Source organism: Streptomyces sp. R-07, from assembly GCF_049913175.1.
Classification (GTDB): Bacteria; Actinomycetota; Actinomycetes; order Streptomycetales; family Streptomycetaceae; genus Streptomyces.
Map to the genome: position 1 here is coordinate 1,946,943 of NZ_CP183978.1, position 15,264 is coordinate 1,962,206.

Sequence of the window (15,264 nt, forward strand, 5' to 3'; positions counted from 1 at the left end):
GTTCGAGCGAACGAAATAAAACTGGCACGCACCGGCCCTTGATCGCAAGTCTTTCGTTCGGTCGAACGAAATGAATTTTGCTAGGCTGCCGCCATGAGCGAGAAGGACCAGGAGCGAGGCGCGGTCATCGCCGCCCTCACCACCGCCGGCCGCGACTCCAGCGCGGCCTCGGTCGCCTTCCACTCGGCGATCGCGGCCCAGCAGGACCTGGGCGCCACCGAGACCAAGACGCTCGACCTGCTCGAACGGCACGGCCCCCTCACCGCCAAGGAGCTGGCCGAGCACTCGGGCCTGGCCCCCGCCTCCGTCACCGGGCTCGTCGACCGCCTGGAGCGCAAGGGCTTCGTACGCCGGGTGAAGCACCCGACGGACAAGCGGCGGGTGCTCGTCGAGCCGCGACCCGAGAAGCTCGCGGAGCTCGCCCCGCTCTTCGACGACTGGGCGCGCGAGGTGCACGAGCTGTACGAGGAGTTCACGACCGAGGAGCTGGCGACGGTCACCCGGTTCCTGACGGGCGCGACGGAACGCCAGCGCGCCGCGACCAAGCGCCTCACGGAGTAGCCCGCCCGACCCGGCGCCGCACACCCCTCCCGTTCGGCCCCTCCGGCTGCTACCTTCCTCGCCAGCACGTCACCTAACTAACGTTAGGTGGAAGAGTGGCCCCGCGGGCCCGTCCGCCCACGGCTGTCCCACCCGAGTCCGTCAGCCGTACGGCCGTCTGCCGTACGTCCGTCAGTCCGTAAGGGAGTCCAGCCATGCCCCTGTCCCGACGCGCACTGCTCACCACCACCGGTGCCGCAGCCCTGCTCTCGGTGCTGCCCACGGAAGCGAGCGCCCGCCCCCGCTCCGCGACCGCCACCGCGATCCGGCAGATCCCGCTCCAGGGCGCGGTCAACGTCCGGGATCTCGGCGGGTACGTCACCTACGACGGCAAGCGGGTCCGGCACGGTCTCGCCTACCGGGGCGACCACCTCGCCAAGCTCACCGACGCCGACCTCACCACCCTCGCCGGGCTCGGCCTCGGCACCGTGATCGACCTGCGGATCCCGCTGGAGGTCGGGTACGACGGCGCCGACCGGCTGCCCGCCGGCGCGGTCCCGGTCGCGAGGCCCGTCACCGACCACGGCCTCTTCGGGCAGCTCATGGCCGCCATCGGCTCCCGCGACCCGGTGCGGCAGGAGGAGATGCTCGGCGGCGACCGGGCCGCCGCCTTCATGAGCGAGGTGTACCGCACCTTCGTCACCGACCCGGCGAACCGGGCCGCCCTCGCGGCCACCCTGCGGGACCTGGCCGACCCCCGCCGGGGGCCGCTGCTCCTGCACTGCACCTCCGGCAAGGACCGCACCGGCTGGACGAGCTGGCTCCTGCTCACCCTGCTCGGGGTGCCCGAGACCTCCGCCCGCGAGGACTACCTGGCCTCCAACACCTTCCGCGCCGCGTACGACGCGCGCGTGCGGGAGGGTCTGAAGCAGGGCGGGCTCATGCAGAACCCGGAGCTGATCGTGCCGCTCCAGGAGGTGCGGGCCGAGTACCTGGACACCGCCCTGGACCAGGTCCGCACCTCCTACGGGAGCGTCTTCCGTTACGTGTCGGTCGGCCTCGGCCTGGAGCTGCGCGAGCTCGCGGCGCTCCGCGAACGGCTGGTCCCCGAGGCCTGACGCCCGCCGCGGCCCGCGCCGGCCGCCGCACCGCGCCCGGCGCCCGCGCCCGCCCCGGAACCGGAGCCGGAACCCCGGCCCGCGCCGGAGCCGCGCCCCGCACCGGCCGCGGCCCGTCCGGAGCCGCCCGCGGTGCCGGAACCCCGGCCCGAGCCCGTCGCGGTGCCGGAGCCCCGGCCGGTGGGCGTCGCGGACCCGCGGCCCGCGGACGTGCCGGAGCCGCGGCCCGAGCCCTGCGTGGCCGTTCCCGTACCACCGCTCCCCGCTCCGGCAGCGGCCGGACGGCGACGACGACGGCCGGCCGAGGCACCGCCGGCCGCTCCCGCCGCCTTGCGCGGCGGGGTCGGCTGCGGGGTCTCGACGACGACCGGGACGCCCGAGGGCTCCCGGGCGCCGGTGAGCTCGACGAGCTCCTCGTCGCTGGACTTGATCTGCGCCGTGCGGGGGCTGATGCCCGCGTTCGACATCAGCCGGCCCATGTCCCGCTTCTGCTCGGGCAGGACCAGGGTGAAGACGCTGCCGGACTCGCCCGCGCGGGCGGTGCGGCCGCCCCGGTGCAGGTAGTCCTTGTGGTCGATCGGCGGGTCGACGTTCACGACCATGTCGAGGTCGTCGACGTGGATGCCGCGGGCCGCCACGTTCGTCGCGACGAGCGTGGTGACCTGGCCGGTCTTGAACTGGTCCAGGGTCCGGTTGCGCTGCGGCTGCGAGCGGCCGCCGTGCAGTCCGGAGGCCCGCACGCCGTTGGCGAGGAGCCGCTTGACCAGCCGGTCCACGGACCGCTTGGTGTCCATGAAGAGGATCGTCCGGCCGTCACGGGCCGCGATCCGCAGCGTCACGGCCTTCTTGTCGGTCTCGTCGGCCACGTACAGCACGTGGTGCTCCATCGTGGTCACCGCGCCGGCCGACGGGTCGACGGAGTGCACGACCGGGTCGTCCAGGAACATCTTGACCAGCTTGTCGATGTTCCGGTCGAGGGTCGCCGAGAACAGCAGCCGCTGGCCACCGGGCTCGACCTGCTTCAGCACCTTCGTGACCTGCGGCAGGAAGCCCATGTCGGCCATCTGGTCGGCCTCGTCGAGGACCGTGACGGCGACCTGGTCGAGGCGGCAGTCACCCCGCTCGATGAGGTCGTGGAGCCGGCCGGGCGTGGCGATGAGGACCTCGGCGCCGCGCCGGAGGGAGGAGGACTGCCGGGAGATCGACATGCCGCCGACGACCGTGGTGATCCGCAGCCGCAGCGCGGAGGCGTACGGGGTGAGGGCGTCGGTCACCTGCTGGGCGAGCTCGCGGGTCGGCACCAGGACCAGCGCGAGGGGCGCGGTCGGCTCGGCGCGGCGGCCGGCGGTGCGGGCGAGGAGCGCCAGCCCGAAGGCGAGGGTCTTGCCGGAGCCGGTACGCCCCCGGCCGAGCACGTCACGGCCCGCGATCGAGTTCGGCAGGGTCGCCGCCTGGATCGGGAAGGGCTCGGTGACCCCCTGCTCGCCGAGCGTCCGCAGCAGCGCGGCCGGCATGTCCAGGTCCTCGAATGAGGCCACGGCCGGCAGCGCGGGCGTCACCGTCTCCGGCGGAGTGAACTCCTGCGGCGGCGGGGGCGCGGCGGGACGACGGCCGCCGCGGGGGCCCTTCGGCTGGGACGTGGACTTCGCCTGGGCGCTGCGGGGGCCGCGCTTCTGGGAGCGTTCGGAGCGGGTCATTCGTGCCTTCCTGCCGGTGCGCGGCACAGCCGGGGCCCGCACCTGCGCGATGCGGGCCCCGGCTGTTCTACCCGGAACACGAGATACGGGCCCCGGCTGTCTCTCCCGGAACACGCGATACGGCCCCGGCTGTCTGTCCCGGAACACGCGATACGGGTCCCGGATGTCTCTACCGGAACAATAGTGCGCCTCAGGACCTTCCCGCCCCGACCCCCCGGTCCCCGGACACCTCCGGACCGCGGACGGTCAGCCGGTGCGCACCGCGATGCCGTCCAGGACCATGGACAGGTACTGGCGGGCGATCTCCTCGGGGCTGTGCTGTCCGCCCGGCCGGTACCAGGACGCGGCGACCCAGACGGTGTCGCGGACGAAGCGGTAGGTGAGGCGGACGTCGAGGTCGGCGCGGAAGGCCCCGGCCGCCACGCCGCGCTCCAGGGTCCCGAGCCAGGCCTTCTCGAACTTGCGCTGCGAGTCCGTGAGGTATCCGAAGCGGGGCAGGTCGGCGAGGTGCAGGGACTCCTTCTGGTAGATGGCGACGGCGGCGCGGTGCCGGTCGATCTCCCGGAAGGACTCGGTGACCAGGGCCTCGATGGTCTCGCGGGGTCCGAGCTCGGCGTCCAGGACGGCGTCGTACCCCTCCCACAGCTCGTTCAGGAAGGTGGAGAGGATCTCGTCGAGCATCGACTCCTTGGAGTCGAAGTGGTAGTAGAGGCTGCCCGCGAGCATCCCGGCGGCGTCCGCGATCTTACGGACGGTGGTGGCGTTGTACCCCTGGGCGGCGAACACCTCGGCCGCCGTGTCGAGGAGCTCACGGCGCCGCTCGGGCCCCCCGCTCACCTGGTTCTTCTTCTTGCTTGCAGTGTTCGGCACGTGCCCATTCTGGTCCCCCGCGCGCCGGCCCACCCACGGGTCAGGCGTCCTCGCGGGGCGGGCTGTCGTCGTTGCCGCGCCGGATGGTCCGCGTCGGGCGTCCCGGCGCCCAGCTGCGGAAGACGATCTCCTCGCCGTCCACCCAGGTCCGTACGACCTCGGTCGGCTCCACGCGGAAGAGGTGGAAGGGCTGCGGGGCGCCCGCCTCGGCCGCGTACCGGTCCAGTTTCTCCGGGTCGGTGATCTCGACCGCCCGCCCGGAGATCCGGACGTCCCCGCCGCCCATGTCGGTGCCGGCGCCCGGATTGGCGAGCAGCGCGAAGCGGGGGTCGCGGCGCAGGTCGAGCGCCTTGCGGGAGTTCGGCATCATGCCGAGCCAGAGCTCCCCGCCGCGGAAGTCCGCCTCGATGCCGCTGAGGCGGGGCGAGCCGTCCTTCCGCACGGTGGCGAGGGCGTGGTGGGTGTACTGCCCGAAGCGCTCCCGCACGATGGCGGCGAGCTCGGGTTCGGCGGCTTCGAAGGCGGGCCAGGTGGTTCCGGTGTCTCCCATGACTGTGTCTCCCATGCCTCCAGGAAACACCGGATACCCGACAGCCACTGTCCGGATTACTCCATCGTCTTCAGCGCGCCGCCGTCACGCCGTCGCCGCGCGCTCCGCCGTGCTGCGCTCCACGCAGAACTCGTTGCCCTCCGGGTCCGCCATCGTCGCCCAGCCCGTGCCGTCCGGGTTGCGGCGGTCGTCGAGCAGGGTGGCGCCGAGGCCGAGCAGCCGCTCGACCTCCTCGTCGCGGCTGCGGTCCTGCGGCTGGAGGTCGAGGTGGACGCGGTTCTTCACCGCCTTCGCCTCGGGCACCTGGATGAAGAGGAGGTGCGCTCCGGGCGACTCGACGAGCGCCTCCTCGTCCCCCGGGTTGTCCTCGTCGGAGACCTTGGAGTCCAGCACCTTCGCCCAGAAGGTCGCGAGGGCGTAGGCGTCGGAGCAGTCGATGGTCACGTGTCGTACGAGAGAGGTCATGGCGTCATGATTGCCCGCGGCCGTGACCGGGAGCCAACGAATTCCCGGAGGGAGAGAGCAGGACCGGTCTCACGACCGGACGACGCCCTGGGCCCGGGCCGCGGCGAGCCAGACGGGGAACTCGGAGACGAGCCGGTCGTACAGCTCCGCGTCCGGGACCCTGCTCGGGTCCTGCCCCGCGTGGAAGAAGCCGGCGTTGTCGAGCGGCCGCTTCCCCGGCACGTCCAGCTCGTCGAGCCGGCGCAGGAACTCGAACTGCCGGCTGCCGGGGTCGCCGAAGCCGATGAACTGCCAGAAGATCGGCAGCCGGGCCGCCTTGCACACGTACCGCTCGGCGGCGAGCTTGTTGATCGGCCCGCCGTCGGTCTGGAAGACGACGAGCGCGGGCGCGGTGGAGCCGCTGTCCAGGTAGTGGTCGATGACGGCGTCCATGGCGAGGTGGTAGCTCGTCTTCCCCATGTGGCCGAGCCCGGCGACGATCCGGTCGATCCTGCCCACGTGGTCGTCGAGCCGGATGTCGGTCTCGGCGTCGATGTCGGTGGAGAAGAAGACCACCGGCACCCGCCCGTCGTCGTCGAGGTGCGCGGAGAGCCCGAGGACCCGGTCGGCGAGGGCCTGGACGGTGCCGTTGGCGTAGTACGGCTTCATGGAGCCCGAGTAGTCGACGACGAGGTAGACGGCGACCCGCTGTCCGCTCATGCCGTGCCGCTGGAGCGAGTCCCCCGCGGACTTGTACAGACTCACCAGGGCGGGTGCGGTCTCCTCGACCTTCCGCAGGCTCATTGCCATGGCCGTTCCCCCTCCAACTCCTCGATGTCCGCGAGCATGGCGTCGGCCAGGTCGCGTTCGGCCGTGTAGTACCGCTCGGCCCAGGTGAGGGTGAGCCGGGGGTACGCCCACGCCTCGTCCGCCCCGGCGTCCGCCACGTCCGCCTCGGCGCGCCGCCGCATGCGCTCGGCGTACTCCCGGTGCGCGCCCAGGATCTCCCTCATCCGCTCGGGTTCGAGGAGGTGTCCGAGCCAGAGCCGCAGCATCGGCCCGTGCTTGAGGACGGGCGGGTCGAGGGGGGCCGTGCGGGCCCAGGTGCGGACGGCGGCGAGGCCCTCGTCGGTGATCCGGTAGACGCGCTTGTCGCGTGTGCCGGTCTCGGGGGCGACGAGCCGCGAGGTGGCGTAGCCGCGGTTCTCCAGGCGTTTCAGCTCGCTGTAGATCTGGCTGAAGGACGGGCTCCAGTAGAAGAGGCCGAGGGAGCGGTCGGACCACTTCTTGACGTCGTAGCCGGACAACTCCCGTCCGTGGGAGAGCAGTCCGAGCACCGCCCAGCTGGTCGCGGGAAGCTCTGGCACGGCCTCTTGGTCCACCACGGAGTCCACCACGGAGGGCAGTCTACGGCCCTTCCTTCCTCCCTCTATGACTGCTAGAAGTATTTCGATTAGGCATAGAACTGGCCTGCCCCGGGAGGAGCGTCCCGTGAAGTTCTCCATGATCTTCGAAGCACAGCTCGTCGACCCCACCCCCGACCGCGAACACCAGGTCCTCCACGACTGCGTCGAACAGGCCGTCCTCGCCGAGGAGATGGGATTCGACCGGATCTGGGCGGTCGAGCACCACTCCCTCGTCCAGTACGCCCACATGAGCGCGTCCGAGATCTTCCTGACCTGGGTCGCCGCCCGCACCCGGACCATCCGGGTCGGCCACGGCGTGGTCACCATGCCCTTCGGCTACCAGCACCCGGTCCGGGTCGCCGAACGCGCCGCCATGCTCGACGTGCTCTCCGGCGGCCGGGTCGACGTCGGCGCCGGCCGGGGCGCGACCCGCCAGGAGACCCGGATGTTCGGGGTGCGCCCGGAGGACACCCGCCCGCAGACCGAGGAGGCCCTGCGGATCTTCGCCGCCGCGTGGCGGAAGCCGGAGTTCGAGTGGCACGGCACGCTCGACATCGGCCCCGGCGCGGTCCTCCCCCGCCCCGTACAGACGCCCCATCCGCCGCTCTTCATGGCCTGCTCGCAGCACGAATCCCTCCGGCAGGCCGCCGAACTCGGCATCGGCGCCCTGGTGATGGGCTTCGCCGGCGCCGAGGACGTCCGGGCGATGCGCACGGTGTACGACGAGGCCGTCGCCTCCAGGGACGGATCCCGGTTCGTCTCCACCGAGGTCAACGACCACTTCTCCGCGCTCTGCCCGACGATCGTCCTCGACGACGCCGCCCGCGCCCTCCGGCTCGGCACCCGGGGCCAGCGCTTCTTCGCCGAGTCGATCGCCCACTGGTACGGCGGCGCCCCCGCCCCCACGGGCTACGCGGAGGACGAGGACCACACGGGCGCGCTCGGCCGGCAGCGGCAGGAGCTCATCGCCCGGCTGCACGAGGCCGACGTCCCCGCCCGCCCGGTCGACACGGGCACGTACAACACCGACCACGCCTACGGGGACGCCGCCACCGCGATCGCCTATGTCGAGCGTCTCCGGGACATCGGCGTCGACGAGGTGATGTGCCTGATCCAGATGGGCACGGTGCCGCAGGAGGCCTGCCTGGAGACGATCCGCCAGTGGGGCGAGCACGTCATCCCGCGCTTCCGCGCGCCCTCGACTGCGTAGAACGCGCCGCAGCACCCCCAGGTCGTCCGGTCGGGGACATTCAGGGGGTGCTGCGCTCAGTTCCGTACGTCGTTGTACGGGACGTTCAGGGGGATCCGCTGGGATCAGACCATCAGGGAACGGTCCGTCGGGCGGATCGGGGCCGGCAGGGAGCTGGCGCCGGTCAGGAAGCGGTCCACGCCACGGGCGGCGGAGCGGCCCTCGGCGATGGCCCAGACGATGAGCGACTGACCGCGGCCGGCGTCACCGGCGACGAACACGCCATCGACGTTGGTGGCGAAGTCCGCGTCACGGGCGATGTTACCCCGCTCGTCCAGGTCCAGACCGAACTGCGCGACCAGGCCGTTCTCCACGTCCGTGCCGGTGAAGCCCATCGCGAGCGTGACCAGCTGGGCGGGGATCTTCCGCTCCGTGCCCGGCTTCTGGGTCAGCTTGCCGTCGACGAACTCGACCTCGACGAGGTGGAGGAACTGGACGTTGCCGTCCTCGTCGCCCTCGAAGTGGGTGGTGGAGACGGAGTAGACCCGCTCGCCGCCCTCCTCGTGCGCGGAGGTGACCTTGTACAGCATGGGGAAGGTCGGCCAGGGCTGGCCGGCGTTCCGGTCCTCGCCCGGGCGGGGCATGATCTCCAGCTGCGTGACCGAGGCCGCGCCCTGGCGGTGCGCCGTACCGACGCAGTCCGCGCCGGTGTCGCCGCCGCCGATGACGACGACGTGCTTGCCCTCCGCGGTGATCGGCGGGGCCACGAAGTCGCCCTCGACGACCTTGTTGGCGAGCGGCAGGTACTCCATCGCCTGGTGGATGCCGGCCAGCTCACGACCCGGGACGGGCAGGTCGCGGGCGGTGGTGGCGCCGGCGGCGATGACCACGGCGTCGAACCGCTTGCGCAGGTCCGTCGACGTCAGGTCACGGCCGATCTCGATGCCCGTGCGGAACTTGGTGCCCTCCGCGCGCATCTGCTCGATGCGGCGGTTGATGTGCCGCTTCTCCATCTTGAACTCGGGGATGCCGTACCGCAGGAGACCGCCGATGCGGTCGGCGCGCTCGTACACGACCACGGTGTGGCCGGCCCGGGTCAGCTGCTGGGCGGCGGCGAGACCCGCCGGGCCCGAGCCGATGACGGCGGCGGTCTTGCCGGAGAGGCGCTCGGGCACCTGCGGCTTGACGTCGTTCGCGTCCCAGGCCTTGTCGATGATGGAGACTTCGACGTTCTTGATGGTGACGGCCGGCTGGTTGATGCCGAGCACGCACGCCGACTCGCACGGAGCCGGGCACAGGCGGCCGGTGAACTCCGGGAAGTTGTTGGTGGCGTGCAGGCGCTCCTGCGCCGCCGACCAGTCCTCGCGGTAGGCGTAGTCGTTCCACTCGGGGATCAGGTTCCCGAGCGGGCAGCCGTTGTGGCAGAACGGGATGCCGCAGTCCATGCAGCGTCCGGCCTGCTTGCTGATGATCGGCAGCAGGGAGCCGGGGACGTAGACCTCGTTCCAGTCCCTGACGCGCTCGCCCACCGGACGGGTCTGGGCGACTTCGCGCCCGGTGGTCAGGAAGCCCTTGGGGTCAGCCATGGGTCGCCGCCTCCATCATCTTCTCGGTGGTCTCGGCCTCGGAGAGACCGGCGAGCTCAGCGGCGTCCTTGGCGGCGAGCACTGCCTTGTACGTGGTGGGGATGATCTTGCTGAACCGGGCCGCCGCGGCGTCCCAGTCGGCGAGGAGCTTCTCGGCGACCGTGGAGGCGGTCTCCTCGAAGTGACGGCGCACGACGTCGTGCAGCCACGCCTTGTCGGTGTCCGACAGGGTCTCGATCGCCTCCAGGTTCCCGGAGTTGACGTTGTCCCGGTCGAGGTCGACGACGTAGGCGACACCGCCCGACATGCCGGCCGCGAAGTTGCGGCCGGTCTCGCCGAGGACGACCGCCGTGCCACCGGTCATGTACTCGCAGCCGTGGTCGCCCACGCCCTCCGAGACGACCAGGGCGCCGGAGTTGCGGACGCAGAAGCGCTCGCCGGTGCGGCCGCGGAGGAACAGCTCGCCGCCGGTGGCGCCGTAGCCGATCGTGTTGCCCGCGATGGTCGAGTACTCGGCCAGGTGGTCGGCGCCCCGGTCGGGGCGGACGATCACACGGCCGCCGGAGAGGCCCTTGCCGACGTAGTCGTTGGCGTCGCCCTCCAGGCGGAGGGTGACACCGCTCGGCAGGAAGGCGCCGAAGGACTGGCCGGCGGAGCCGGTGAAGGTGATGTCGATGGTGTCGGCCGGGAGGCCGGCGCCGCCGAACTTCTTCGTCACCTGGTGGCCGAGCATGGTGCCGACCGTGCGGTTGATGTTGCGGATCGCGACCTGGGCGCGGACCGGCTGGGCGTCCTCGGCGGAGGCCGCGTTCAGGGCCTCGGCGGCGAGCTCGATCAGCTCGTTGTCGAGGGCCTTCTCCAGGCCGTGGTCCTGCTCGATCAGGGCGTGGCGGACCGCGCCCTCGGGCAGCTCCGGCACGTAGAAGAGCGGCTCCAGGTCGAGACCCTGCGCCTTCCAGTGGGTGACGGCGCGGCTGGTGTCGAGCAGTTCGGCGTGGCCGACGGCCTCTTCGAGGGTGCGGAAGCCCAGCTCGGCGAGGAGCTCGCGGACCTCCTCGGCGATGAACTCGAAGAAGTTGACGACGAACTCGGCCTTGCCGGAGAAGCGGTCGCGCAGGACCGGGTTCTGGGTGGCGATGCCGACCGGGCAGGTGTCCAGGTGGCAGACGCGCATCATGACGCAGCCGGAGACGACGAGCGGCGCGGTCGCGAAACCGAACTCCTCGGCGCCGAGCAGCGCGGCGATGATCACGTCACGGCCGGTCTTCAGCTGACCGTCGGTCTGGACGACGATCCGGTCGCGCAGGCCGTTGAGCAGCAGCGTCTGCTGGGTCTCGGCGAGGCCGAGCTCCCAGGGACCGCCCGCGTGCTTCAGCGAGGTCAGCGGGGAGGCGCCCGTTCCGCCGTCGTGGCCGGAGATGAGGACGACGTCCGCGTGGGCCTTGGAGACACCGGCGGCGACCGTGCCGACGCCGACCTCGGAGACCAGCTTCACGTGGATGCGGGCGACCGGGTTGGCGTTCTTGAGGTCGTGGATCAGCTGAGCCAGGTCCTCGATGGAGTAGATGTCGTGGTGCGGCGGCGGCGAGATGAGGCCGACGCCGGGCGTCGAGTGACGCGTCTTGGCGACCCACGGGTAGACCTTGTGGCCGGGCAGCTGGCCGCCCTCGCCGGGCTTGGCGCCCTGGGCCATCTTGATCTGGATGTCGTCGGCGTTGACCAGGTACTCGCTGGTGACGCCGAAGCGGCCGGAGGCGACCTGCTTGATCGCCGAGCGGCGGGCCGGGTCGTAGAGGCGGTCCGGGTCCTCGCCGCCCTCACCGGTGTTGGACTTGGCGCCCAGCTGGTTCATGGCGACGGCGAGCGTCTCGTGCGCCTCGCGGGAGATGGAGCCGTACGACATGGCGCCGGTGGAGAAGCGCTTGACGATCTCGGAGACCGGCTCGACCTCGTCGAGGGAGATCGACGGGCGGTCGGAGGTGAAGCCGAAGAGGCCGCGGAGCGTCATGAGGCGCTCGGACTGCTCGTTCACCCGCTCCGTGTACTTCTTGAAGATGTCGTACCGCTTGGTGCGCGTGGCGTGCTGGAGGCGGAAGACGGTCTCCGGGTCGAAGAGGTGCGGCTCGCCCTCGCGGCGCCACTGGTACTCGCCGCCGATGTCCAGGGCGCGGTGCGCCGAGGGGACGCCGGAGACGGGGTACGCCTTGGCGTGGCGGGCGGCGACCTCCTTGGCGACGACGTCGAGACCGGCGCCGCCGATCTTGGTGGCCGTGCCGTTGAAGTACGTGGCGACGAAGGTCTCGTCGAGGCCGACGGCCTCGAAGACCTGGGCGCCGCGGTAGGAGGCGACGGTGGAGATGCCCATCTTGGACATGACCTTGAGGACGCCCTTGCCGAGGGCGTAGATCAGGTTCCGGATGGCCTGCTCGGGCTCCAGGCCCTCGATGAAGGTGCCGGCGCGGACCAGGTCCTCGACGGACTCCATCGCCAGGTACGGGTTGACCGCCGCGGCGCCGTAGCCGATGAGCAGGGCGACGTGGTGGACCTCGCGGACGTCACCGGCCTCGACGAGCAGACCCACCTTGGTGCGCTGCTTGGTGCGGATGAGGTGGTGGTGGACGGCCGCGGTGAGGAGCAGCGAGGGGATCGGCGCGTGCTCGGCGTCGGAGTGCCGGTCGGAGAGCACGATCAGGCGGGCGCCGCCCTCGATGGCGGTGTCGGCCTCGGCACAGATGGCCTCGATGCGGGCGGCGAGGGCCTCGCCGCCGCCGGAGACCCGGTAGAGGCCGGAGAGCGTCGCGGCCTTCATGCCGGGCATGTCGCCGTCGGCGTTGATGTGGATGAGCTTGGCCAGCTCGTCGTTGTCGATCACCGGGAAGGGCAGGGTGACGCTGCGGCACGACACGGAGGTCGGTTCGAGCAGGTTGCCCTGGGGACCGAGCGAGGAGCGCAGCGAGGTCACCAGCTCTTCGCGGATGGCGTCCAGCGGCGGGTTCGTGACCTGCGCGAAGAGCTGCGTGAAGTAGTCGAAGAGCAGTCGCGGGCGGGCGGACAGGGCCGCGATCGGCGAGTCCGTACCCATGGAGCCGAGGGGCTCGCCGGCGGTGCGGGCCATCGGCGCGAGGATGACGCGGAGCTCTTCCTCGGTGTAGCCGAAGGTCTGCTGGCGGCGGGTGACCGAGGCGTGGGTGTGCACGATGTGCTCGCGCTCGGGGAGGTCGGAGAGCTCGATCTCGCCGGTCTCCAGCCACTCCTCGTAGGGGTGCTCGGCGGCGAGGGCGGCCTTGATCTCGTCGTCCTCGACGATGCGGTGCTCGGCGGTGTCGACGAGGAACATCTTGCCGGGCTGGAGGCGGCCCTTGCGGACGACCTTGGCGGGGTCGATGTCGAGGACGCCGACCTCGGAGGAGAGGACGACGAGGCCCTCGTCGGTGACCCAGTAGCGGCCGGGGCGCAGACCGTTGCGGTCGAGGACCGCGCCGACCTGGACGCCGTCGGTGAAGGTGACGCAGGCCGGACCGTCCCAGGGCTCCATCATCGTGGAGTGGTACTGGTAGAAGGCGCGGCGGGCCGGGTCCATGGTCTCGTGGTTCTCCCACGCCTCCGGGACCATCATCAGGACCGCGTGCGGCAGCGAGCGGCCGCCGAGGTGGAGGAGCTCCAGGACCTCGTCGAAGGAGGCCGAGTCGGAGGCGTCGGGGGTGCAGATCGGGAAGATCCGCTCCAGCGAGCCCGCGCCGAAGACCTCGGAGCCGAGCTGCGCCTCGCGGGCGGTCATCCAGTTCCGGTTGCCCTTGACGGTGTTGATCTCACCGTTGTGGGCGACGAAGCGGTACGGGTGGGCCAGCGGCCAGCTCGGGAAGGTGTTGGTGGAGAACCGGGAGTGGACCAGGGCCACGGCGGTGGCGCAGCGGCGGTCCGACAGGTCCGGGAAGAAGGGCTCCAGCTGGCCGGTGGTCAGCATGCCCTTGTAGACGATGGTGCGGGCGGAGAGCGACGGGAAGTACGTCGCGGCCTCGCGCTCGGCGCGCTTGCGCAGCACGAACGCCTTGCGGTCGAGGGCGATGCCCGTGTTCTCGCCGTCGGCGACGAACAGCTGCTGGAAGACCGGCATGGTCGAGCGGGCGGAGGCGCCGAGCAGCTCGGGGGCGACGGGGACCTCGCGCCAGCCGAGGACGGTCAGGCCTTCTTCGGCGGCGATCGTCTCGATCTGCGAGACGGCCTGTGCGGAGCCGTCTGCGGGGAGGAAGGCGATGCCGACGGCGTACGCGCCTGCCTCGGGGAGCGCGAATCCGGCGACCTCGCGGAGGAAGGCGTCCGGGACCTGGAGCAGGATGCCGGCGCCGTCACCGGAGTCGGGCTCGGAGCCGGTGGCGCCTCGGTGCTCGAGGTTGCGCAGTACGGTCAGCGCCTGCTCGACCAGCGCGTGGCTGGCTACACCGGTGAGGGTGGCCACGAACCCGACACCACAGGCGTCGTGTTCGTTACGGGGGTCGTACATCCCCTGAGGAGCGGGGCGACCGTCCATGGGCGACCAGGCGTCGGAACGCATCGGCTCTCCCGTCGTCGTCGTGGCATATGGAGCTGCCGAGGGACGACGTTGGCCCTCCGCGAAATTTCGTGCAGGTTACATGATGGCTGGCTTCTCGCGAAGTGGATAGCTCATTCCAGCATGCGGACATCACCGATACGGAGCGGTGGTGTGGGTTCACCTGTGGGGTGCGGCGACAGAGGCTGTCCCGCGGGGGACGGATCGGAGGTCCGGAGAGTGTTCGGGTCTCCGGCGACCCGTCGCTTGTGGAGTGGGCTTCATTGCCCGGTGACGCTCAGGCCTCTTTCCCGTTGGTCACGGGTTCGAAACCGCCGAGTAACCGGCTACATATGTGGCGTCGTGCATAGTGTCTCATCACTGCGACGGATCGGGTCAGGGATATACGTCACAGCCGTTTCAGGGCTTTTGTCCCGAAAGGGTGCCACGAAAAGACCGAGAGGCCCCTTTCGGAGGCCTCTCGGTCTTCTGTGGAGGTACGGAATCCGTACCTGCGGGGATACGGATTCCACACTGGCCCCAGGGGCTACAACGCGGCCCCGAAGAGCATGCCGAGCCCGTACGTGACGGCTGCGGCGGCACCGCCCAGGACCAGCTGGCGCATCCCGCTGAAGAGCCAGCCGCGGGCGGTCACCCGGGCCACCAGGGCGCCGCAGGCGAAGAGCCCGAGGAGCGCGAGCAGCACGGCGGGCCAGAGCGCGGTCGCCCCGAGCAGGAACGGCAGGACGGGGAGGAGCGCGCCGAGGGCGAAGGAGCCGAAGGACGAGACGGCGGCGACCATCGGCGACGGCAGGTCGTCCGGGTCGATGCCGAGCTCCTCGCGGGCGTGGATCTCCAGGGCCTGCTCGGGGTCCTTCGACAGCTGCATCGCGACCTCGCGGGCGAGCGCGGGCTCGACGCCGCGGGAGACGTAGAGCGCGGCGAGCTCCTCCATCTCGTCGATCGGGTGCTTGCGCAACTGACGGCGCTCGACATCCAGTTCCGCCTGGACGAGCTCGCGCTGCGAGGCGACGGAGGTGTACTCGCCGGCCGCCATGGAGAAGGCACCGGCCGCGAGGCCCGCGAGACCGGTGATGACGACGGTCTGCGTGGAGACCGCGCCGCCGACGACGCCGGTCATCAGGGCGAGGTTGGAGACGAGTCCGTCCATCGCGCCGAACACCGCGGGGCGCAGCCAACCGCCGTTGACGTCACGGTGCGTGTGGTTGTCGCGGTGGGCCTCGTGCAGTGGCGCCTGAGCTTCGATGATGGACATGGCTCTCCCCTCGTTCCGGCGGGCAGGGATGCACCCGCCGCCCCCAACGCCCTCGAAACT

Annotated in this window: 11 protein-coding genes and 1 pseudogene; 3 read left to right on the plus strand and 9 right to left on the minus strand. The window is 71.3% G+C overall.

Annotation, left to right across the window (positions count from 1 at the left end):
* The first annotated feature begins 93 nt into the window (after window positions 1–93).
* Both ACN9M0_RS08715 and ACN9M0_RS08720 read left to right on the plus strand, forming a co-directional pair.
* Window positions 94–561 carry a MarR family winged helix-turn-helix transcriptional regulator gene (locus ACN9M0_RS08715; protein WP_366037156.1) on the plus strand — a complete coding sequence of 156 codons (468 nt, stop codon included), beginning with the start codon at window positions 94–96 and terminating at the stop codon, window positions 559–561.
* Window positions 562–755: 194 nt separating this feature from the next.
* Window positions 756–1,658 (plus strand): tyrosine-protein phosphatase, encoded by a 903-nt coding sequence (locus ACN9M0_RS08720; RefSeq protein ID WP_426403389.1) that lies wholly within the window; start codon window positions 756–758, stop codon window positions 1,656–1,658.
* On the opposite strand, the gene ACN9M0_RS08725 is transcribed toward ACN9M0_RS08720, so the two are convergent.
* From ACN9M0_RS08725 to ACN9M0_RS08750, 6 genes and pseudogenes are all read right to left on the minus strand, one after another.
* Window positions 1,583–3,355, minus strand: a complete 1,773-nt coding sequence (locus ACN9M0_RS08725) for a DEAD/DEAH box helicase (protein ID WP_426403390.1) — start codon at window positions 3,353–3,355, stop codon at window positions 1,583–1,585. The genes ACN9M0_RS08720 and ACN9M0_RS08725 overlap by 76 nt on opposite strands.
* 246 nt (window positions 3,356–3,601) lie before the next feature.
* On the minus strand, window positions 3,602–4,225 hold the full coding sequence (locus ACN9M0_RS08730; RefSeq protein ID WP_366037153.1) for a TetR/AcrR family transcriptional regulator: 624 nt from the start codon (window positions 4,223–4,225) through the stop codon (window positions 3,602–3,604).
* Between the two features lie 40 nt (window positions 4,226–4,265).
* Complete coding sequence (locus ACN9M0_RS08735; RefSeq protein WP_366037152.1) at window positions 4,266–4,775, minus strand: pyridoxamine 5'-phosphate oxidase family protein; 510 nt, start codon at window positions 4,773–4,775, stop codon at window positions 4,266–4,268.
* A 93-nt stretch (window positions 4,776–4,868) separates the two neighbouring features.
* A pseudogene (locus tag ACN9M0_RS08740) lies at window positions 4,869–5,240 on the minus strand (VOC family protein); the annotation flags it as partial.
* A 69-nt stretch (window positions 5,241–5,309) separates the two neighbouring features.
* Entirely contained in the window at window positions 5,310–6,029 is a 720-nt protein-coding gene (locus ACN9M0_RS08745; RefSeq protein WP_366037151.1) for a vWA domain-containing protein, read from the minus strand.
* Entirely contained in the window at window positions 6,020–6,613 is a 594-nt protein-coding gene (locus ACN9M0_RS08750; RefSeq protein ID WP_366037277.1) for a PadR family transcriptional regulator, read from the minus strand. Before ACN9M0_RS08750 ends, ACN9M0_RS08745 begins: the two co-directional genes overlap by 10 nt.
* Before the next feature lie 97 nt (window positions 6,614–6,710).
* On the opposite strand from ACN9M0_RS08750, the gene ACN9M0_RS08755 reads away from it, so the two are divergent.
* On the plus strand, window positions 6,711–7,835 hold the full coding sequence (locus ACN9M0_RS08755) for an LLM class flavin-dependent oxidoreductase (protein ID WP_366037150.1): 1,125 nt from the start codon (window positions 6,711–6,713) through the stop codon (window positions 7,833–7,835).
* 104 nt (window positions 7,836–7,939) lie between these two features.
* Here ACN9M0_RS08755 and ACN9M0_RS08760 read toward each other — a convergent pair whose 3' ends face one another.
* From ACN9M0_RS08760 to ACN9M0_RS08770, 3 genes are all read right to left on the minus strand, one after another.
* Window positions 7,940–9,400 (minus strand): glutamate synthase subunit beta, encoded by a 1,461-nt coding sequence (locus tag ACN9M0_RS08760; RefSeq protein WP_366037149.1) that lies wholly within the window; start codon window positions 9,398–9,400, stop codon window positions 7,940–7,942.
* Window positions 9,393–13,952 (minus strand): glutamate synthase large subunit, encoded by a 4,560-nt coding sequence (gene gltB, locus ACN9M0_RS08765; RefSeq protein WP_399696439.1) that lies wholly within the window; start codon window positions 13,950–13,952, stop codon window positions 9,393–9,395. Before gltB ends, ACN9M0_RS08760 begins: the two co-directional genes overlap by 8 nt.
* Window positions 13,953–14,475: 523 nt before the next feature.
* A complete protein-coding gene (locus tag ACN9M0_RS08770) occupies window positions 14,476–15,204 on the minus strand; it encodes a VIT1/CCC1 transporter family protein (protein ID WP_366037147.1) in 729 nt (242 codons plus the stop codon).
* Between the last annotated feature and the right edge of the window lie 60 nt (window positions 15,205–15,264).

Coding starts and splice junctions, on each gene's coding strand:
- ACN9M0_RS08725 (WP_426403390.1), bottom strand. CDS start 3,355: ATGACCCGCTCCGAACGCTCCCAGAAGCGCGGCCCCCGCAGCGCCCAG.
- gltB (WP_399696439.1), bottom strand. CDS start 13,952: ATGCGTTCCGACGCCTGGTCGCCCATGGACGGTCGCCCCGCTCCTCAG.
- ACN9M0_RS08770 (WP_366037147.1), bottom strand. CDS start 15,204: ATGTCCATCATCGAAGCTCAGGCGCCACTGCACGAGGCCCACCGCGAC.
- ACN9M0_RS08735 (WP_366037152.1), bottom strand. CDS start 4,775: ATGGGAGACACCGGAACCACCTGGCCCGCCTTCGAAGCCGCCGAACCC.
- ACN9M0_RS08720 (WP_426403389.1), top strand. CDS start 756: ATGCCCCTGTCCCGACGCGCACTGCTCACCACCACCGGTGCCGCAGCC.
- ACN9M0_RS08760 (WP_366037149.1), bottom strand. CDS start 9,400: ATGGCTGACCCCAAGGGCTTCCTGACCACCGGGCGCGAAGTCGCCCAG.
- ACN9M0_RS08715 (WP_366037156.1), top strand. CDS start 94: ATGAGCGAGAAGGACCAGGAGCGAGGCGCGGTCATCGCCGCCCTCACC.
- ACN9M0_RS08745 (WP_366037151.1), bottom strand. CDS start 6,029: ATGGCAATGAGCCTGCGGAAGGTCGAGGAGACCGCACCCGCCCTGGTG.